This window comes from Paraplanobispora takensis (genome assembly GCF_016863195.1).
GTDB lineage: Bacteria > Actinomycetota > Actinomycetes > Streptosporangiales > Streptosporangiaceae > Planobispora > Planobispora takensis.
Window position 1 is genome coordinate 49,736 of the sequence record NZ_BOOK01000013.1, and the last position, 19,468, is coordinate 69,203.

Annotated in this window: 15 protein-coding genes; 5 read left to right on the forward strand and 10 right to left on the reverse strand. The window is 71.4% G+C overall.

Going from position 1 to position 19,468, the window contains the following annotated elements; genetic code table 11:
- Window positions 1-16: 16 nt before the first annotated feature.
- Window positions 17-2,710 (forward strand): DUF7824 domain-containing protein, encoded by a 2,694-nt coding sequence (locus tag Pta02_RS09750; protein ID WP_203874396.1) that lies wholly within the window; start codon window positions 17-19, stop codon window positions 2,708-2,710.
- Window positions 2,711-2,712: 2 nt separating this feature from the next.
- Window positions 2,713-3,639, forward strand: a complete 927-nt coding sequence (locus Pta02_RS09755; RefSeq protein WP_203874397.1) for an Imm10 family immunity protein — start codon at window positions 2,713-2,715, stop codon at window positions 3,637-3,639.
- An 88-nt stretch (window positions 3,640-3,727) separates the two neighbouring features.
- Here the strand turns inward: Pta02_RS09755 and Pta02_RS09760 are convergent, their stop codons facing one another.
- The 4 genes from Pta02_RS09760 to Pta02_RS09775 all read right to left on the reverse strand — a co-directional run bounded on the left by Pta02_RS09760 (window position 3,728) and on the right by Pta02_RS09775 (window position 5,997).
- A complete protein-coding gene (locus tag Pta02_RS09760) occupies window positions 3,728-4,045 on the reverse strand; it encodes a hypothetical protein (RefSeq protein ID WP_203874398.1) in 318 nt (105 codons plus the stop codon).
- Window positions 4,046-4,169: 124 nt separating this feature from the next.
- On the reverse strand, window positions 4,170-4,442 hold the full coding sequence (locus tag Pta02_RS09765) for a hypothetical protein (protein WP_203874399.1): 273 nt from the start codon (window positions 4,440-4,442) through the stop codon (window positions 4,170-4,172).
- A gap of 123 nt (window positions 4,443-4,565) precedes the next feature.
- Entirely contained in the window at window positions 4,566-5,537 is a 972-nt protein-coding gene (locus Pta02_RS09770) for an NAD(P)-dependent alcohol dehydrogenase (protein ID WP_203874400.1), read from the reverse strand.
- A gap of 109 nt (window positions 5,538-5,646) precedes the next feature.
- On the reverse strand, window positions 5,647-5,997 hold the full coding sequence (locus Pta02_RS09775) for a MerR family transcriptional regulator (RefSeq protein WP_203874401.1): 351 nt from the start codon (window positions 5,995-5,997) through the stop codon (window positions 5,647-5,649).
- Between the two features lie 57 nt (window positions 5,998-6,054).
- On the opposite strand from Pta02_RS09775, the gene Pta02_RS09780 reads away from it, so the two are divergent.
- Window positions 6,055-6,846 carry an alpha/beta fold hydrolase gene (locus Pta02_RS09780; protein WP_203874402.1) on the forward strand — a complete coding sequence of 264 codons (792 nt, stop codon included), beginning with the start codon at window positions 6,055-6,057 and terminating at the stop codon, window positions 6,844-6,846.
- A gap of 158 nt (window positions 6,847-7,004) precedes the next feature.
- On the forward strand, window positions 7,005-7,994 hold the full coding sequence (moaA, locus tag Pta02_RS09785) for a GTP 3',8-cyclase MoaA (protein WP_203874403.1): 990 nt from the start codon (window positions 7,005-7,007) through the stop codon (window positions 7,992-7,994).
- Between the two features lie 272 nt (window positions 7,995-8,266).
- Here the strand turns inward: moaA and Pta02_RS09790 are convergent, their stop codons facing one another.
- The 6 genes from Pta02_RS09790 to Pta02_RS09815 form a co-directional block, all read right to left on the reverse strand.
- The gene (locus tag Pta02_RS09790; RefSeq protein WP_203874404.1) at window positions 8,267-9,256 is read right to left on the reverse strand and encodes an ROK family protein; all 990 of its coding nucleotides are present in this window, start codon (window positions 9,254-9,256) and stop codon (window positions 8,267-8,269) included.
- Window positions 9,257-9,302: 46 nt separating this feature from the next.
- Window positions 9,303-10,205, reverse strand: a complete 903-nt coding sequence (locus tag Pta02_RS09795) for a carbohydrate ABC transporter permease (RefSeq protein WP_203874405.1) — start codon at window positions 10,203-10,205, stop codon at window positions 9,303-9,305.
- Window positions 10,206-10,243: 38 nt separating this feature from the next.
- The gene (locus Pta02_RS09800; protein ID WP_203874406.1) at window positions 10,244-11,203 is read right to left on the reverse strand and encodes a carbohydrate ABC transporter permease; all 960 of its coding nucleotides are present in this window, start codon (window positions 11,201-11,203) and stop codon (window positions 10,244-10,246) included.
- 129 nt (window positions 11,204-11,332) lie between these two features.
- The gene (locus tag Pta02_RS09805; protein ID WP_203874407.1) at window positions 11,333-12,640 is read right to left on the reverse strand and encodes an ABC transporter substrate-binding protein; all 1,308 of its coding nucleotides are present in this window, start codon (window positions 12,638-12,640) and stop codon (window positions 11,333-11,335) included.
- A 375-nt stretch (window positions 12,641-13,015) separates the two neighbouring features.
- Entirely contained in the window at window positions 13,016-14,059 is a 1,044-nt protein-coding gene (locus Pta02_RS09810) for a LacI family DNA-binding transcriptional regulator (protein WP_203874408.1), read from the reverse strand.
- On the reverse strand, window positions 14,056-16,542 hold the full coding sequence (locus tag Pta02_RS09815; protein WP_239130053.1) for a glycoside hydrolase family 2 protein: 2,487 nt from the start codon (window positions 16,540-16,542) through the stop codon (window positions 14,056-14,058). Before Pta02_RS09815 ends, Pta02_RS09810 begins: the two co-directional genes overlap by 4 nt.
- Before the next feature lie 370 nt (window positions 16,543-16,912).
- On the opposite strand from Pta02_RS09815, the gene Pta02_RS09820 reads away from it, so the two are divergent.
- On the forward strand, window positions 16,913-19,423 hold the full coding sequence (locus tag Pta02_RS09820; RefSeq protein WP_203874409.1) for a cellulase family glycosylhydrolase: 2,511 nt from the start codon (window positions 16,913-16,915) through the stop codon (window positions 19,421-19,423).
- Window positions 19,424-19,468 lie beyond the last annotated feature (45 nt).

Here is a 19,468-nt window from a genome sequence, read left to right on the forward strand (position 1 = left end):
GGTTAACGTCCCCGCTGTGGATCACTGGGACGAGATCAGGAATCTCATCGAGAAACGGCACGCCGACCGGCTCGCCGAGCAGGTCAAGGGTCTGGACGACGAGGCCCGCAGGGAGGCCGCGGCCCGGCTGCCGGAGCTGTTGAAGGAGCTGCGAGGCCGGTTCGAACGGTGGGACGACGGCCTGGTCGGCTACGCGGCCGTGCTGCGGGTGGCGGGTGCCGCGGTCTTCGGCGGCGCGGCGGCCGTGGCGTCCTGGCTGTACCGGCGTGAGTTCGCGCCGCAGTGGGCCGGCCCGGACAACGACGTGGACCTCGTCCTGGCCGTGCTCGCCGACCGGCCCGCCGGCTGGCGCGCCGACCTCGCCGAGCGTCTGGTGCTGCGGATGCGCGCCTTCGACGATCGCGGCATGGCGCTCGCCCTGGCCCTGCTGCGCGAGACCGGCGTCGAGCCGCCGCCGCACGACCCCCTGGTGGCCGGCTGGGCGGGCCGGGACCCGTCGCGTCTCGGCTCCGACCCGCTCCTCGACCACCTGCTGCCCCGCCTGTTCGAGGCCGAGGGCGTGGGGCGGGTGCTCCAGTGGGAGAGGGATCCGGACGGGGGCTGGCTGGGCGCGCTGCTGGATCTGGCCGACGAGGGCCGGGTGAGGCGCGAGGCACTGATCGACGGCTGCGTGCGCCGCTTCCTGCTCGGCGGTACGGCCCTCGACCTGCGGTTCTTCGTCCGGCTGCACGAGGAGCTGGACCCCTCGCCCGCGGAGACGGCCCCCCGGGCCCGCGACTATCTGAGCCTGCTGGCCGCCTCTCCCGGCCCGGTGGCCGAGCCGGCCGCGAGGTGCCTGCGTGCCTGCGAGGGGCTCAGCGCCGACGAGCTCGCCGAGGCATGGGAGGCGCTGCTGTTCCGTTCCGAGCGCAAACTGGTGCGTGCCGGCCTGTCGTGGCTCGACCGTTCCGTACGGCGTGCGCCCGCGCTCGCCGACGCGGCCGCCGTACCGCTGGCCCGCGCGTTCACCGCCGACTCCTTCGAGCTGCAGGAGAAGGCCGTCGAACTGGCCGTCGCCCATGCGTCCGGCATGGGCGAGGAGGGGCGCGCCGCCGTACGGGAGGCGATCGAGCTGCTCCCGTCCCGGCTGGGCCACCGGGCCGCCGCGGCGTTCGCGGGCGGCACGGTGGCCGAGGCCGAGCCCGCGTTCGTCCCGCCGCCGCTGCCCGCCGCGCCCGAACGCGCCCGCCGCGTCGAGCCCCCCATCGAGTCCGTCGAGGAGCTCAGCCGGTCGACGGTGGAGGGCGCGCGCTCCTGGCAGTCGTGGGAGCGGTTGCTGGCCGGGTTCGTCACGCTCGCCGGCCGTGACCGGGCGGGTGTGGCGGCGGTGCTGCGTCCCCGGCTGTCGGAGATGCTGAAGCATCCGTGGACCGACGGACGATACCGCCAGGAGGCATGGGAGAGGATCGCCGAGTGGTTCTGGGGCGCCGTGCACGCCCTGACCACGACCGCGCCCGCCGAGGAGGCCTGGCGGCGCTTCATGCCGACGACGACCCGGACCGCCCCGCATCTCTTCCTCCTGCACCGCGCGGCCGAGATCCTGCGGGCCGTCGAGGAGGACACCCTGCCGCCGCTGCTGCTGGCCACGCCCACGCACGACACGGGGCACGTGGCGGCGGCCGAGCTGGTCCGGCGGCTGGAGGTCATCGAGGCGGCCGGGGCGAAACCGCTGGCCGCCGACCTCCAGCAGGCGCTGCTGCGCCTGCCGCGCACCCCGGATCCCGAGGCGGCCGAGCGGGCGGCCCGGCTGACGTCCCCGGCGGGCCGGATGCTCGCCGCGTGGACCTGCCCGGAGGCCGCGATCGAGCTGGAGTGGAGGTGCGGGGACCAGGGCGGTGACAAGGGCGGTGATCACGACTGGCACAGCCGGGATCACCACCACAGCGTGAGCCTGGTGCCGGCGGTCACCGTCGCGCCCACCGGCCTGCCGCTGGTCGACCTGCTGCTCGGCGTTCCCCGGCACTGGGGCGAGGTCCACCACCGCGACTGGTGGTCCTCGATGCTGCCCTCGCATCGCGAGGTCACCGCCGCCTACCTCATGCCTCACGTGCTCAGGCGCTTCTGGGACGAAACCCTTGTAGGGCCGGGACAGGCCCGGGAGCTGGCCAGGGCCGAAGGGCCGGCCGGCGCGGCGTTCGCGGTGGTGCTCGCCCGTGTCCTGGGCGATCCGAACATGCCGGAGTCGGTGGACGTGCTGCTGGAGGTCGCCGCGCGGGACGAACTGCCCGCCGACGAGATCGGCCGCCAGAGCGGGCTCCTGGTGGCCGGCGGCGAGGTCAGGATGATCGACATGATCGCCGCGCTCGACGCCGCGGCCAGGCGGGGAGCGCACGCGCACTTGTGGCGGATCGCCGCCGCGGCGCTGCCCGTGCTGTTGCCCGCGCCGGGTGAGCGCCCGCGCAACGGCCTGGCCGGGTTCGTCGCGCTCGCCGCCGTGACCGCCGAGTGGTGCGGTGCGCGCGGTGAGATCCCCGTGGTGCGTGACATGGCCGCCCGCAGGGGGAGCAGCGGGCTGCTCCGCGAGGTCCGCCGCCTGCACGACCTGCTCACCGGCGGCGGCGGGACGGGCGGCGCAGGCGGAGCTGACGGCACGCCTGGAACTGACGGCACAGACGGAACGGGCGACATGGCCGACATGGCCGGCACCGTCGGCGCCGTCCGGGAGGGATGATCATGAAGTCCAAGCGGAACAGGCGGAACAGGAACTGGCACTCCCGCAACGACGAGGGCCACGGCAGGCGGATGGAGGTCGGCGACCTCGCCCGTGCCGCCGCCGCGCCGGGCTGGTCGCGGCTGGCCGTACGCCATGACCGGATCGGGGCGTACGCGCGGACCACCGTCATCCGTGACGGCCACGAGATCGCCGCAGCGGATGTGGCGGGCATGGACGAGCCGTTCCGGCGCCTGCGCGAGCTGTCCTACCAGGCGGGCGCCGGCACCTGGTTCACCTGCGAGCTGGAGTTCGCGCCCGGCGGCAGAGGCTACACCGGCCGGGTCGACTCGTCCGCGCCGCCGTTCGAGGACGTGCCGCCGGCGGCGGCGCTGGCGGAGCTGACCGCCTTCCCCCGCCGGGAGCCGCCCGGCTGGCTGCTGGCCGCCCTGCCGACCGCCGTCCCCATCGAGCTGCCCGTCGCGTACGGCGAGCGCTATGACCGGTGGGGCAGCCACCTCACCGAGCGCCTGGGTGACCATCTGCTGCGGCACCCGCTGCCGATCACAGGGGAACTGGCCTACGTCCCGGCCACGGCCATGACCGCCCGCGGGTTCGACCAGGACGGGAGGCGCGGGCGGCACACGCTCTATCTGACGGAACAGGCCGGTGAGGCCGGAGACGAGCACTTCGCGATGGGCGGCTACGGGGAAGCCTACTGGGTGGCCCGCCACGGCATCCTCGGCACCGGCGGGGGCGTGCGCTCGGTCACGCTGGACGGTGCCGTGCTCAGACTGGGGCTGACCCGCGAGGCGGCCGACCTGCTGGAGACCGAGACCGTCTTCGAGATCCACCTCGACCTGCCGCCTGAGACGATCGCCGGACTGCGCACCGCAGTGCCCGGCATTCTGCGTTCCGTCACCGGGCCACCGGAGCTGATCGGCTTCTAGCGCCCGTCCGGCGGCCCGATCACGGGGTCTCCGACCCGCATGAGGATCCGGCCGCCGGACGGGCCCCGCCGCACCGGTGAAGGCCCGCTCAGCAGTCGCAGATGAACCCGTACGTTCCCCAGTCCGCCTTGATGGTCAGCTGGTACTTCTTGCCGTAGAGGCCGTAGATCCCGGTGCGGAAGCTCTTGTCGGGGCCCACCTCGCCGCGGCCGACCCGCACTCCGGTCTCGCGGTCCCAGACCTCCCAGGTGGCGATGGAGGTGGTGTCGAGGCCGATCCAGACCCGGTGCAGGTCGGTCCTGGCCGGGGTGTAGCCGCTGGCGCACTTGCCGGTCCAGTAGTCCGGCCGGCACGTGTGACGGGTCTCGGCGGAGGCGGAGGGCGCGAACACGGTCGATGCGGCCAAGAGGCAGAGTGCGGCGAGGGCTGACTTCATGGGTGTGCGCATTGAATCGGTCCCTTGATCACTGTTTCGGGCGGGGTCAGTATGTCAGCCACCATGACCCCATAAGGCCCGATTTCAGAGGATTTCAGTGGGTGAGACCGGGGCTCCCCTCGTGGCCGAAGGTGATCACGATGTCCCTGCCGTTGGCGTAGCTGACCACGGGCCGCTGGAGCATGTCACCCACCCGGCGGGCGACCGCCTGGAACAGCTCCACCATCTCCGGGGTCTCGGCGGTGACCCTGAAGCGCCCCTTGGCGACCAGCGTCTCGGCGACGAGCGGGGAGAAGTTCGCCTCGCCCCGGGCCTTCTCGTCCGCGCTGAGCGGGGTGCGCCGGGGCGCGGGAGGGTGGACGGTCATGATGATCTCCTCTGGTCGTCGTCCGCACAGGATGCCATTCGCGGCCCCGCCCCGGGTCCTCATCGAGGCCATTCCGAGCGGCCTGTCCCGGGCGGTCCTTTCCTGGCGGCCTATCCCGAGCGGCTATTCCGAGTGGTCGACGACGATCACGACGTTTCCCGTCTTCTGCCCGGTCTCGACATACCGGTGAGCCTCGACTATCTCCTCCAGCGGATAACGCCGGTCGATGACCGGCGTGAACCGGCCGGACTCGATCAGCTCCTTGAAGTGTCGCGCCATCGCCGGGCCGTTCCGCGGAAACGGGAAGACGACCCTCCTGCCGCGGAGAACCGGGGTGAGGAGAACCAGGAAAAGATTCTGTGCCAGGGGGCCCAGTTCGGACGAGACATAGATCCCACGCGGTCTCAGCAGCCGTCTGCACCGGCCGAAGGTGCTCTTGCCGACCGCGTCGATGACGACGTCGTACTCCTGCTCGTCCTTCGTGAAGTCCCGGGCCGTGTAGTCGACGACCCGGTCGGCGCCCAGGCCCGCGACCAGTTCGACGTCCTTGGCGCCGCAGACCGCGGTCACCACGGCACCCAGGCTCTTCAGGAGCTGGACCGCCGCTGAGCCGATGGCCCCGGTCGCGCCGTAGACGAGGACGTCCTGCCCGCTGCGGACCTTCGCCGTCCTGATCATCGCGAGGGCGTACTGCGCGCCCTCGGTGGCGGGGGCGGCCTCCTCGTAGGTCAGGCCCGCCGGCATGGCCGCGAGCATGCCGTCCCGGTGGATCGCCATGTACTGGGCGTGGGCCCCGAACCCGCGGTCGTTGTATCCGAACACCCTGTCGCCGACCCCGAAGGACGTGACTCCGGAGCCCACCGCCTCGATCTCTCCGGCGAACTCGGTTCCGATGATCCTCGCCTTCGGCCGGACGAGCCCGGTGGAAAGCCTCCAGAAGAAGGGCTTGGCCGCCCGCAGCGCGCAGTCCGTGCGATTGACCGTCGTCGCGTAGACCTTGACGAGCAGTTCGTCATCCTTGATCGCCGGTTTCTCCGCCTCCGAGACGCCGACCACTTCCGGCGGGCCATATCTGCTGCGGACTGCGGCCTTCATGATTGGATTGTAGCCACCGTACGGTGGCCCGCTTCGATTTTCCTTTTCCGCCGATCCGCATTCGGATACGGCCGGAAATCGGCATGGGATATCCGCAGGCGAGCCCCGTTCACTCCGGCCGCAGGGCGGAAGTGTAGGCGCTCAGAGCCTCGTGACGGCGCTGCAGTTCGGCGATGTCCCGGGCGAGGCGCGAGCGGTGGGAGTCCAGCATGTCGATATAGCCGGCGCAGCCGGACGGCCCGGGTCCGTTCTCGGCGCACGGCAGGAAGCCGCGGATCGTCTCCGTGGGCAGGCCCGCGGCCAGCAGCTCGCGGATGCGCCCGACCCGCTCGACGGCTTCGGGGCGATAGCGGCGGTAACCGTTGCCGTCCCGTTCCGCATGGAGCAGACCCTGCTCCTCGTAGTACCTGAGCAGGCGGGTGCTCACACCGGTCCGCCGGGACAGCTCACCGATCCACATCGCTTTCCCCCAAAGGACTTGACCTTCACACCGATGTGAGACCCCAACCTCTTCGGCATGACACAGATTCCTGGATTTCCCGAACTTTCCACGACCGTCGTCGGATCCGGCCCCGGCATCCTGCTCGCGCACGGGGCGAGCGGCAGCATCGCCGACAACTACGGCACGCTGGTGCCGGTTCTGGCCGAGGGCCACACCGTCGTCGGCCCCGACTACCCGGGGTCGGGCGCCACCCCCCGGGCGGCCGGGGGCCTCACCCTGGACGAGCTGGCCGACGCGCTGGTGGCCTCCGCGGTCGGCGCCGGGGTGGAGACCTTCACCGTGATCGGGTTCTCCCTGGGGACCACCGTCGCCGTGCGGGCCGCCGCCCGCCACCCGGAACGGGTGCGGGGGCTCGTGCTGGCGGCGGGCTTCGCCAAGGCCGACAACCAGATCGAGCTGTCGCTGGGGCTCTGGGAGCACCTGCTGAGGAGCGGCGACGCCGAGGGCTTCGCCAGGATCCGCGCGGTGAACGGCTTCAGCGTCGAGTTCCTCAACGGGCTGCCCGCCGAGCTGCTCGCCCAGCTGCTGGACCTGGGACCGGCCGGGCTGCCGCTCGGGGTGATCGAGCAGGCGGCCCTGGGCCGGGCCGCCGACACCCGGGAGGACCTGGCCGGGATCACGGTGCCGACGCTGGTCGTCGCGCCGACCCGTGACATCCTGGTCGACCCGGTCAACTCCCGCTACCTGGCGGAGCACATCCCGGGGGCGCGCTACGCCGAGCTGGACTCGGGGCACGTGGTGATGGCCGAGCGGCCCGCCGAGTGGCAGGAACTGATCGAGAAGTTCCTGTCCGAGCACGGGCTCTGAGCGGTGGGGGAGATCCCGCCGGGGATCTCCCTTCCCGGAGGAATCATCCGCCCGGCACCGGTGTTGTCAGCCACAGGGGCTGGGTGGTCTTGGGGCCGGATGGGGGCGGGCCTTAGGCTGGCCCCCTGTTCGGGTCAGGATGGATGGAGGGGACGCCCGTGTTGCAGGACTCCTTCGGGCGGGTGGCGACCGATCTTCGGGTCTCCCTCACCGATCGGTGCAATCTGCGCTGCTCGTACTGCATGCCTCCCGAAGGCCTCGACTGGCTGCCCAAGCCCGAGCTGCTGACGGCCGAGGAGATCGTCAGGCTCGTGACCATCGGCGTCGAGCGCCTGGGCATCACCGAGGTCCGCTACACCGGCGGAGAGCCGCTGCTCCGCCGGGAACTGGTCGACATCGTGGCCCGCACGGTCGCGCTCACGCCCACCCCCCAGGTCTCCCTGACCACCAACGGCATCGGCCTGTCGCGCCTGGCCGTCCCGCTGGCCGAGGCGGGCCTGCACCGCGTCAACGTCTCCCTCGACACCCTCGACCGCGAGACCTTCAAGAAGCTCGCCCACCGCGACCGCCTGGCCGACGTCCTGGAGGGCCTGGCCGCCGCCGAGGCCGCCGGCCTGCGCCCGGTCAAGGTCAACGCGGTGCTCATGCGGGGGATCAACGACCACGAGGCCGTCCCGCTGCTGCGCTACTGCCTGGACCGGGGATACGAGCTGCGCTTCATCGAGCAGATGCCGCTGGACGCCCAGCACGGCTGGCGCCGGGAGAACATGATCACGGCCGACGAGATCCTCGTGATGCTGAAGGAGTCCTTCGACCTGACCGACGCCGACCCGCAGGAGCGCGGCAGCGCCCCCGCGGAGCTCTTCCTCGTCGACGGCGGCCCGGCCCGGGTCGGGGTGATCGGCTCGGTCACCCGGCCGTTCTGCGGCGCCTGCGACCGGGTACGGCTCACCGCCGACGGTCAGATCCGCAACTGCCTGTTCGCCACCGACGAGTCCGACCTGCGGGCGGCGATGCGCTCCGGCGCCTCCGACGACGAGCTCGCCGAGCGCTGGCTGGCGGCGGTACGCGTGAAGAAGGCCGGTCACGGCATCGACGACCCCACCTTCCTGCAGCCGTCCCGCCCGATGTCCGCCATCGGTGGCTGACGCCCGCGACGGCTCAGTTCTGCGGACACTCGGCTCTGCGGACACTCGGCTCTGCGGACAGCGCGGCGGTGACAGCGGCGCCTGGGACGCCTACGTCGGCGACCAGACCGCGAAGGACGCGGCCGAGCGGGTCCGGGGAATCACCGTGTCGGAGAAAAGGAGGGCAGCCAGGGCTGGAAGGGCCGCGGCGCCTGCGTCTACTGCCGGCACTGGCTGGAGCGCATCGGCGCCGTCAACGCCTGACTTCCGGCGCACGGCAGGCGCCCGCGTGATCAGGACGGGTCCGGCGCAGGGCCCCGGGCGGTGGGACGCGGTGTGACACCGGTGGCGAGCAGGGCCAGCGCGGCGGCGCCGTACAGGCCCGCGTCCCGGCTCAGGGCGGTCGGCGAGACGGTGATGTGACGCAGGAAATCCATGCCGGCGTGCTTGGCCAGGTGCTCCCGCAGGGGATCGATGAGGAGCCCGCCGGCCGCCGCGACGCCTCCGCCGATGACGACGTCGTGCAGGTCGACGACGGCGGCGGTGTTGAGGACGGCGACGGCCAGGGCGTCGGCCGCCCGCTCGAACGCGGCCAGGGGGATCGCGTCCCCGGCCCGCGCGGCGTCGGCCAGGTCCTTGGCGGTGACCGGGCCCCGGGCGGTGACCGGTCCCTGGACGGCCGCGTTGTCGGCGGTGACGGCGAGGTCCCCGGCGGGGGTCCAGCCATTGGCCAGCGCCCATCGCACCATGGCGGGGCCGCTGGCGAGGGTCTCCAGGCAGCCCCGCGCGCCGCACGGGCACGGCTCGCCGTCGCGGTCGACGATCACGTGACCGATGTGCCCGGCGTTGCCCGTACCGCCCAGGACCGGACGTCCGCCGAGGATCAGGCCGCCGCCCACGCCGGTGGAGACCACGATTCCCAGCAGGGAGTCCACGCCGTGGCCGCCGCGCCACCATTCGCCCAGCGCCATGCACTGCCCGTCCCCGGCGAGGACCACCTCGACGCCGGGGACGAGCCGCCGGACGGCGCCGGCCAGCGGGAAGTCCCGCCACTGCGGGATGTTGACCGGAGAGACCGTCTCCGCGCGGACGTCGACGGGGCCCGCGGTCCCGATCCCGATCGCGGTCAGCCCGGGGTCGTGGAAGTCCGCGACGAGCGCGGCCAGCGTGCCGGACGGCGACGGCCCGATGGGACGCTCGGCGCGTCTCAGCAGCGTGCCGTCGGCGTCGAGGTGGGCGGCCGCGAACTTGGTGCCGCCGATGTCGAGGGCCAGAAGCGTCATGACCCCTCCGTCCGTACGGCTCGCGCCGGTCGCGGTGCGCGGCGCCTCATTTGGCGGCGCCCTGGGTCAGGCCGTTGTAGATGAAGCGCTGCAGCATAAGGAAGATCGCCAGCGTCGGGACGATCACCAGGATGGTGCCCGCGGAGATGTTCTCCCAGTGGGCGCCGAAGGGTCCCTTGAAGCGGAACAGCGAGGTCGAGACGGTGCCGAGGTTCTGGTCGGGCATGTAGAGGAAGGGGATGTAGAAGTCGTTGTACACCGCGATGCCCTTGACGATGACGACCGTGGCGATCGCCGGCTTGAGCAGCGGCAGGATGATCTTCCAGTAGACGGTGAGGGCGGAGGCGCCGTCCATCCGGGCCGCCTCGTCGACGGAGACCGGGATGCTCCTGATGAACTGCAGGAAGATGTAGATCGCCACGATGTCGGTGCCGAGATACAACATGATCGGCGCCAGGCGCGTGTTGAACAGCCCCAGCTGGTTGACCACCTGGAAGGTCGTCACCTGGGTGGTGATGCTCGGCACGAGCGTGGCGAACAGGAACATGGCCACGACGAGCTTCTTGAACCGGAAGGAGAAGCGGTCGATGGCGTAGGCGGCCGCCGATCCGATGAACACGGTCCCGGTGATCGACACGATCAGGATGACGAAGGTGTTGAACGCCGCCTCGGCCATCTGCCCCTTCTCGAAGGCGGTGACGTAGTTGGCGAAGTTCAGCCAGTCGTCGGGCATGGACAGCGGGCCGCCGCCGCGCGCCAGCTCGTCGGAGGTCTTCAGCGAGGTGAGCAGCACCACGCCGAGCGGCAGCAGGACGACCACGCTCGCCGCGACCAGGGACAGATACTTCAGGACGGTCGCCAGGCGGGCCGGCCACCCGGCGCGGGCGACGGGCCTGGCCCGCCGGCCCTTTCCGCCGGCCCCCCGGACTCCTCCGGGACCGGCCGGCATCGGGCCGCCCCCTCTTGCGGGACTTGCGGGAAGACTCGTCACGCGACAGCCCTCTCTTCCGGGACGAGCCGGCGCTGCAGCCAGGTCACCAGCAGGATGATGATCAGAAGCACCACCGCGGCGGCCGAGGCGAGCCCGGTCTTGTTGAACCGGAAGGCGAGCTTGACGGTCTGGATCACGAACGTCTCGCTGGCCCCGGCGCCGCCGGTCATGATGTAGGGGATCTCGAAGACCGACAGGCAGCCGGAGATCGCCAGGATCGCGGTCAGGCCGATCAGCGGCCGCAGGCTGGGCACGATGATGAAGCGGAACTGCTGCCACCGGCCGGCCCCGTCGAGCTCCGCGGCCTCGTACAGCTCCGGCGCGATCGACTGGATCCCGCCGAGGAACAGCACGAAGTTGAGACCGAGGAAGCGCCACACCGAGACCCCGGCGAGGGAGAAGTTGACCAGGTCGGGGTCACCGAGCCACAGGTGCTCGCCGCCGACGCCCAGCAGGCCGAGCACCGTGTCGAACGTCCCGCCCTCCTGGAAGAAGTAGAGGAAGACGAACCCGATGGCCACCCCGTTGATCAGGTAGGGGAAGAACAGGATGCCCTTGAACAGGTTGCGGAAGCGGGTGTTGAAGCTCAGCACCGTGGCGAAGTACAGCGCCAGCGCGATCTGCAGGCCCGCCGCGGCGAGGTAGTACAGGCTGGCGACGAAGACCTTGAACAGCTCCGGCCGGGTGAAGATCTCGACGTAGTTCTCGACGCCGGTGAAGGCGTAGTCGGGGCTGACGCCGTCCCAGTCGGTGAAGCTGTAGACGATCATGTTGATGATCGGGACGTAGGAGAACGTCACGAGGAAGGCCAGCGGCACCAGGAGGAACAGCCAGGGGGTGAGGGCCTGCCGGCCGCGGGAGGACCCCTTCCTCCTGGAACGCCGCGCCTGCGGCGTGTCCTGCGGCGTCGCCGCGCCCGCGGGGACGCGCCTCAGGGATGACGAGGTCGGTGTCATCTCTGCCTTTCTTCTGTCGGGGTGATCGGCCGGGGTGATCGGCTCTGTCGGCCGGAGCGCGGTGCTCGGCTCGCCGGAGCGTGGTGCCGGGCAGCGGTCTCCGCCGCCCGGCACCACGCCGTGCGGCCGTCAGCCGGCGGACTCCTGGCCGGCCTTCCACTTGCCGGACAGCTCGGCGAGCACGCTGTTCAGATCACCCTTGGCGGCGCCGCGGGCGACGTCGATGAGGCGCTGGCGGTACTCGGGCGCCTTGATCCCGACCTCCGACTCCTTGTCGATGGCGTCGACCTGGACCCGCTGGTCGGTCTCCATCTCGATGAGCTCGACGCCCGCGTCGCCGAGCGGCTTGATCGCCGAGGGCAGCGGGTCGGTCTTGAGGCTGGAGACGCCCTGGTTGAGGGCGGAGAAACCGGACTTGTCGACGAACCAGTCGACCCAGGCCCGCGCGGCGGCCTTGTTCTGCGAGTGGGTGTTGACGGCGTACTGGTAGTCGGGGGCCAGCACCGTGCAGAACTTGCCGTTCGCCTGGGCGGGGAAGGGCATGAACCCGATCGTCTCGGGGCTCTTGCCGGCCTTGGTGGCGGCCGCCTGCATCTGCGGGACCGCCCAGGACCCCAGCCACATCGCGCCGATCTTGCCGGTGGCGATGGCGTTCTTGGACTCCTCCCAGTTGGTGGTGGTCGGGTCCTTCTCGGTGAGCTTGTCGTGCACGGCGTTGAACAGCAGCGAGTCGATGACGTTGAGGTCCTTGCCCGGAGCCCACGGGTCCTCGGTGATCATCGCCTTCTCGGCCTTCACGTCACAGGTGACCGACCCCAGGGCGTTGGTCCAGGTGCTCAGCGGCCAGCCGTCCTTGTAGTTGGTGTACAGGGGCGTCGCGCCGGTCTTGTCCTTGACGCTCTTCAGCGCGGTCAGGAACTCCTCGGGCGTCTTGGGCCACTCCGTCACACCGGCGCCCTCCCACAGCTCCTTGTTGTAGACGAATCCCTGGGCGGGGGTGAAGGAGACGATCCCGTAGACCTGGTCGTTGACCGTGCCGGCCTGGGTGAACTTGTACTTCTTCGACAGCTCGGCCGAGGAACCGAGGGGGGCGAAGAACTTGGGGTAGTCGCCCTTGGGGATCGCGTTGGGGATGAGCAGCACGTCACCGTAGTTCTCGCTGTTCATCCGGATCTTGACTTCGCCCTCGTAGTCGGTGATCGCCTCGAAGGTGACGCGCACGTTCGGGTAGACCTTGGTGAAGTCGTCGGCGTACTTCTTCATCGTGCCGTCGTTGACCAGGTCGGTGCGGTTGGTCAGCACGGTGATGTTCCCGGAGACCTTCGCGGGGTCTCCGGACGCGGTCGCCGGCGCCGCGTTCCCCCCGCTGCCGCCACAGGCGGAGGCCAGGACCGCGGCCGTAGCGAGCGCCAGACCGGTCAGCACACCTCTGCGCATCTCATTCTCCCATCCGAGCACGGCCCCGGACGGGGCCGTCGCCCACCGGAGCCGACTGCTCCGGTGCTTCAGTTGCGGTGAACAGTGGCATGGGTTTTTTAGTGGAAAAAGGGACGAAGTGCTGGCGATACGTAACCGTTACAAGGAGTTCAGCTCTTTCGGTAGATCATATCTGCTTCTACCTGCGGAAACTTGAACTAGAACGGTTTAGAGAAACTGAGACGTGAGTGTCATGAGCGGGTCCGGGCATGCCGGAGCCGGGTCTCCGGCATGGGAGCTCGGAGACCCGGCGCAGTCAGGCGATACGGCCCGGCGGGCGGCGGTACGGCGCGACGGGTGACGGTACGGCTCGGCGGAGCCGGGTGGCGGTACGGCTCAGCGCAGCCGGGCGGTGGTCCCGCGCGGGACGAGCACCGGCGTCGGGGCCGCGTGACCGGCCTCCGCCTCGCCGTGGTCGATGATGCCCATGAGCAGCCGCGCGACCTCCGCCCCGAAGACGAAGACGTCATGGCTCATCGCCGACAGCGGCGGATGCGTGAGCCGGCACAGCTGGGAGTCGTCCCAGGCCAGGAGGGACAGCTCGGTGGGGACCGCCACGCCCATCTCGGTGGCCACCGAAAGGCCCGCGACGGCCATGATGTCGTTGTCGTACAGGATCGCCGTGGGCCGCTGGGCGGAGGCGAGCAGGGCCCGGGTGGCGCGGGCCCCCTGCTCCCCGGAGAAGTCGGTGGGCACGATCCTGGCCGGCTCCAGGTTCAGGCCGGCGACCGCCTTGACGAAGGCCTCGGTCCTGATCGCGCTGTGCCCGAGGGAGGGCGGACCGCCCACGCGCGCCAGCCGCCGGTGCCCGAGCGCGGCCAGATAGTGCACCGCCTCGGTGATCGCGGCGCCGTCGTCGGTCCACACCGACGGCAGGCCGCCGGTGAGATCGGGGTGGCCGACGGCGACCACCGGCAGCCGGGAGGCGCGCAGCGCCGGGACCCGGGGGTCGTCGACGGTGAAGTCCACCACGATGGAGCCGCTGATCTGCTTGCTGCGGCCCCAGCCGTCGTGGACCTCGATCTCCTCCTCCACGTCCCGCACCAGCCGCAGCAGCAGCGAGTGCGACCGCTCGGCCAGCACGCTCTCGATCCCGGAGATGAACTCCATGTAGAACGGTTCGAGCCCGAGCATGCGGGCCGGTCGCGCGATGACCAGCCCGATGTTGTTCACCTGGGTCGAGGCCGACGACAGGGACCGGGCGGCCTGGTTGGGCAGCCAGCCGAGCTCCTTGGCGACCCTGAGGATCTTCTCGCGCGTGGCGGCCGACACGCCCGGCTTGTCGTTCATCGCCAGGGAGACCGAGCCCTTGGACACACCGGCGCGCTGCGCCACCTCGGCGATGGTCACCTTGCCGCCGGGGTGGGCGCGAGAACTCATGGTCGTGGGACCCCTTCCGCCACGGCCTGCGCCGTGTTGACGCTGAACAACGCCGACTGTACCGAACCGGCGCCGGCCGCCGAGGGGTCGAGACCCTTCACCATGATCGTAACCGTCTCCCCGGGCAGCAGGGTGACCAGCCCGCGGTCGGCGACCGCCCCGGGGTCGAGCCGGTCGGCCTGCAGCAGCAGGTCGCGGACGAAGGAGTGCGCGGTGACCGTCACGCCGACGCCGCCCTCGGCCGGGTCCACGCGGACCTCCAGCTCGGCGCGCGGGTAGGCGAAGTCCCGGTCCTCGCAGCCGAGGACCAGGTCGCGCAGGCCGTCGGCGTCGGCGACCAGCAGCTCGCCCGGCGCGTCCCCGATCCCGGCGACCCCGGCGGGCAGGGGCAGCACCGCGACCGAACGCGGCGGCACGGAGTACGGCAGCCGCTCCTGCGCCAGGCACGTCCCGTCCGCGAGCATCCTGCGCACCACCGCGGTCCCCTCCCAGGGGTCGGGGGACTGGTTGTCGACGGCGAGCACGCGGGCGCCGTCCCTGCTCTGGAAGGTGAGCAGCCGGTCGGCGTACAGCCGGCGCAGCTCGTGATAGAGCGGTTTGGGCCGGGCCGCGCCGTCGATCGCCGCCCAGGAGGTGACCGGCCAGCAGTCGTTGAGCTGCCACACGACCGTTCCCGCGCACACCGGCCAGTGGGAGCGCCAGTGGGCGATCCCGGTCGCGACCGCGCGGGCCTGGTTGACCTGGGTGAGGAAGTGCCAGTCGTCGAAGGCGGCGGGGGCGGCGAAGTGGCGGGCCAGGCCGCGGTCGAGCTTGCCGTTGCCGTCCTGGGCCTTCTGGTGGTGCAGCATGCCCGGTGAGGCGGCGTCGAGCTGCTCCTCCCCGAGCGACTCGCGCAGGGTGGCGTGGGCGGGCGGGGCCTGCCAGCCGAACTCGGCGGCGAAGCGCGGCACGTCGTTCAGATAGTCGGTGTAGTCACGCCGGTTCCACACCTCCCAGAAGTGCGAGGGTCCGTGCGCGGGATCGTTGGGGTGGTGCTCCCAGGAGCCCGACCAGGGGCTGCCCGCGCTGTAGGGGCGGGTGGGGTCCAGCTCGGCGACGATCCTGGGCAGCAGCCCGAGATAGTACCCCTCGCCCCAGCTGTCTCCGGCGAGCGAGCTCTCCCAGCCCCAGTCGCGAAAGCCCCACAGGTTCTCGTTGTTGCCGTTCCACAGCACCAGGCTGGCGTGCGGGCTGAGCCGCGTGACGTTCTCCCGGGCCTCGGCCTCCACCTCGCCGCGCAGCGGCTGCTCCTCGGGGTAGGCCGCGCAGGCGAACAGGAAGTCCTGCCAGACCAGCAGGCCCAGCTCGTCGCACACGTCGTAGAAGGCGTGGTCCTCGTAGATGCCGCCGCCCCACACGCGGACCAGGTTGACACCCGCCTCGGCGGCCTGCCGCAGCCGGTGCCGGTAGCGCTCGGGGGTCACCCGGACGGGCAGGGCGTCGTCGGGGATCCAGTTGACGCCGCGCGCGAAGACCGGCCGACCGTTGATGCGCAGAGTGAACGCGGTGCCGTGCTCGTCACCCGACTGGTCCAGCTCCACGCTCCTGAACCCGATCCGGCGCTCCCACCGGTCCAGGACGTCACCGGTCCCGGCGTCGGACAGGACGACGCGGCAGCCGTACAGCGCCTGGTCGCCGTAGCCGCGCGGCCACCACAGGTCCGGCCGCGGGACCTCCAGGACGGCCACGGCCGAGGCCGCCCCCGCGGGGACGGCCTGGCGTACCGTCCGCCCGGCCGCCTCGACCGTCAGGAGCAGCTCGCGGTCCGCGCCGGTCCGCGTGCGCTCGATCTCGGCGTGCGCCTCGATCCTGCCGTCGCCGCCGGCGACGGTGACCAGCGGCCGGACCGCGGCCAGCCGGGCGGTGCTCCAGCTCTCCAGCCGGACCGGCCGCCAGATGCCCGCGGTCACGAGGGTGGGGCCCCAGTCCCATCCGAAGCTGGAGGCCATCTTCCTGATGTAGTTGAACGGTTCCGGATAGGAGTTCGGCCGCGCCCCCAGCACCTCGCGCAGCCCCTCGGCCTCGGTGTAGGCGGAGGTGAAGGCGACCGACAGCGGCGCCCCCTCGCGCACGGTCTCCGTCACGTCGAACCGGTAGGACCGGTGCATGTTGCGGGTCGTGCCCAGCTCCACCCCGTCGAGGCGGACGCGCGCGACGGTGTCGAGGCCGTCGAACACCAGGTCGGTGCGCTCGAATCCGGAGGGGACGGACCGCACGACGGTGTCGTAGCGCCAGTCGGCCCGGCCGACCCAGGCCACGTCGATCTCGTTGAGCCCCCGGTACGGATCGGGGATCAGCCCGGCCGCCAGCAGATCCACGTGGACGCATCCGGGCACCCGGGCGGGCACGGCCCGCTCACGCAGCCCGGGGAGATCGGCGGGGGCGGGGCCGCCCGTCTGCCGGAGCGTCCATCCCGCCTCCAGCCACACACTTTGCTTCGTCAACCGCTGCTCCTTGGTCCACGGCGCCGACAGATCGAACACGTCGAGGGCAGCAATCAGATGAATCCCCCCGAGATGCCCGCTCAAGGTAGCGACTCGCCCTGAACGTGTCTATAGCGGTTCAGTCGATTTTTGCGAAGTTCGCAGCGGTTAACTAAACTGATCTTGAAAACAGAGTCGTCCCCTCCCGTTGACATCGTTGTCAGACCGGTCTTATGTTCATGCTTGCTTATCCGGTAAAGCGGTTGTTCACCCCGCGTTCCGTCCCGGGGTCCCCTTGTCGTCGGATCTCCACCCCCCGTTTCAGCCTTCTCGGCGCTCCAGCACGCGCGCAGCGGTTCTGCCAGAGGCACCACCGAAGGAAGGTGTCGACATGCCGTCCGCCAAATGGGCGAGTCTCGTCGCGATGATCCTGGCCGTCTCCCTGACGCCACCGGCGCACGCGGCCTCCACCGGCCCTCCGCAAGCCCCTTCGGAGGCGGGCCCGCGCTCACAGAACACGCAGTTCGTGACCCGCTCCGACACCCGGCTCAGCCTCGGCGGCACGCCGTTCCGCTTCGCCGGCACCAACATCTACTGGCTCGGCCTGGACGAGAACGTCGGCGGCGTGGGCTACCCGACCTTCTTCCGCATCCGCGACGCGCTCGACACCGCCAAGGCCATGGGCATGACGGTAGTGCGCTCGCACATGCTGGCCTCCACCGGGAACGAGCTGTCGATCCTGCCCTCCAAGGAGGAGGGCTTCAACGAGAAGGCGTTCGCCACCGTCGACTACGCGATCGCCTACGCCGGATCGATCGGCATCCGGCTGATCCTGCCCCTCACCGACGAGTGGTCGTACTACCACGGCGGCCACCGCGACTTCACCGACCCGTACGGCCTGCCGTCGGCGGCCTTCTACACCGACGAACGCGTGATCGCCGACTACCAGGCGTACGTGCGGCACGTCATGCACCGCATCAACCCGCTGACCGGCCGCGCCTACAACGCCGACCCGACCATCATGGCCTGGGAGTTCGGCAACGAACTCGAAGGCATGACGCTCGAATGGATCAACGCCAACGCGGAGAGGTTCCGGCAGTGGGCGCCGCGCCAGCTCATCGCGGCCGGGCGCCGCTTCGACATCGACCCCGACACGCTCGCCGCCCCCGGCGTCGACATCGTGGACGTGCACTACTACCCGCCGACGGCCGGGCGGGTGAAGGCCGACGCCGCCACCGTGACGGGCGCGGGCAAGGTCTACGTCGCCGGAGAGTACGCCTCGACCTCGGCGACCGACGACCTCCTCGCCCCGCCGGCCGCCGACCCGAACGTGGCGGGCATGCTGTCGTGGTCGCTGTTCGGCCATCACGACCGCAACGGGTTCGTCCAGCACGACGACGGCTTCACCATGCACTATCCCGGCGACGACCCGCGCATGGCCGCCTCGGTCCGGGCGCAGATCGCCTTCGCCGAGCAGGTCTCCCCGGCCGGGCGCCGCCCGTCGCGGCCCGGGCCGCCCCTGATCACCCAGGTGGACAAGCGCGCCGGTCTCAACGAGCTGCGCTGGCGCGGTGCGGCGGGCGCGAGCGGCTACGTGGTGGAGCGCTCGGTACGGGGCCGCTGGAGCCCGGCGCATCCCGGCGTCCTGACCGACAACCGGACGCCGTGGATCGACCCCGAGGCCGGCCGCGACCTCTCCTACCGGGTCGTCCCGATCGACCGGAACGGGCGCCGGGGCACGGCCTCCGACCCGGTGCGGGTCACCGCCTCGCAGACCGTCCTGGCCGACCCGCTGGAGACGACCGGCCTGGCCGGCGGCCACGACGGCGTCACGATCACCCCGGGCGAGGGCGTGGCGATCGCCCGGCCGAGCGGCCCGTCGCAGGCGTGGATCTCCTGGAGCCGCCCGGACATCCGGCGGGTGGAGTTCGACACGGTGAGCGGGAAGGGCCGGCGGCCGGACGCGCGGGTGCAGGTCTCGGAGAACGGCCGGGACTGGCGGACCGTACGGCACGAGGTCCACCGCGACCGGATCACCGCCGAGGCGGGCGGCGCCGACCACGTCCGGATCCTGTGGAGAGGCGAGACGGGGCTGACCCGCGCCACCCTGTGGTCGGCCGATCCCGCGCCGGTCACCTCCGCGCCGGGCGCCTTCGGCCCGCTGACCCCGGCACCCGGGGCGCAGGACGTGCTGGGCTCGCCGAGGTTCTCCTGGAGCCCGGCCGCCGGCGCGGGCTACTACCGCCTCGTCGTCTCCGAGCACGCCGACCTGCGCGACCCCGTGCTCTCGGCCACCGGGATCACCGGGACCGAGTACCCCGCCCCGGACGTGCTGGAGCCGGGCCTCACCTACCACTGGCGGGTCACCGCGGTGAACGCGATCGGCGAGACCGGCGGCGACACGGCGTCCTTCGGCACCCGCCCGCTGCCCGACGAGCCGGCCGTCGTCGACGACTTCGAGGCGTTCGAGGACTCGGCGCAGCTCGCGCGGGCCTACGTCCGCAACACCGGCGGAGACCCGATCACCCCGGAGCTGGTGCCGGGCAAGGCCATGCGGCTCGACTACACCCTCGGATCGGCCGGGTACGCGGGCGTCACCCGCACCTTCGCGCCGGCGCCGGACCTGTGGGGGCAGGCGGGGCTCGAACTGGACCTGAGCCGGACCGGTACGGCGGCGAACGTCACGATCCAGTTCGTCACCGGCGGGATCTACTTCGAGCACACGCTGAGCGCGCCGGAGGGCACCGTCCGCATCCCCTTCAGCGAGTTCCGCCACCCGAGCTGGGCCGGTAGCGGCCCCCTCGACCTCACCCGGTTCGAACAGCTGTCGATCTACGTCGGCGGCGGGCCCGGCAGCGGCCGGCTCACCGTCGACCAGATCGTCGCCTACCCCGCCTCCTGAAAGGAGGGCTCCACCCCTCGGACGCACGACCCGCATCCGGCGAAT